Annotated in this window: 1 tRNA gene; it reads right to left on the bottom strand. The window is 47.6% G+C overall.

Features of this window, described 5'->3' with window-relative positions:
• Nucleotides 1-146: 146 nt before the first annotated feature.
• Nucleotides 147-222 (bottom strand) — tRNA-Glu (locus NR201_RS22540).
• Between the last annotated feature and the right edge of the window lie 118 nt (nt 223-340).

The following is a 340-nucleotide window of genomic DNA, read 5'->3' as shown; positions in this document are numbered from 1 at the left end:
AGTCATTCCTTAATTACGGAGGAATGACGCGCTGCGTCGTTTCAATTTTCAGCTTGTTCCGGATTGTTAAAGAGCAATATCTTAAACATGACTCGTAAGTCATCTTTAAGATATGTGGGTAACATCTTTCACCTGTCACCAAGCTTTGGCGTCCCCTAGGGGATTCGAACCCCTGTTACCGCCGTGAAAGGGCGGTGTCCTGGGCCTCTAGACGAAGGGGACAATTAAGTCTGTCTTCGAAAGACACTTTGCTCGTTATTTTCTATCAGACAATCTGTGTGGACACTGCGCGGGAAGGTATCTTCAGGTAAGGAGGTGATCCAACCGCAGGTTCCCCTAC

This window comes from Pantoea sp. Fr-CA_6, assembly GCF_024520895.1.
In the GTDB taxonomy this organism is placed as follows: Bacteria; Pseudomonadota; Gammaproteobacteria; order Enterobacterales; family Enterobacteriaceae; genus Pantoea; species Pantoea agglomerans.
This window is presented reverse-complemented; position numbering and strand designations above follow the sequence as displayed.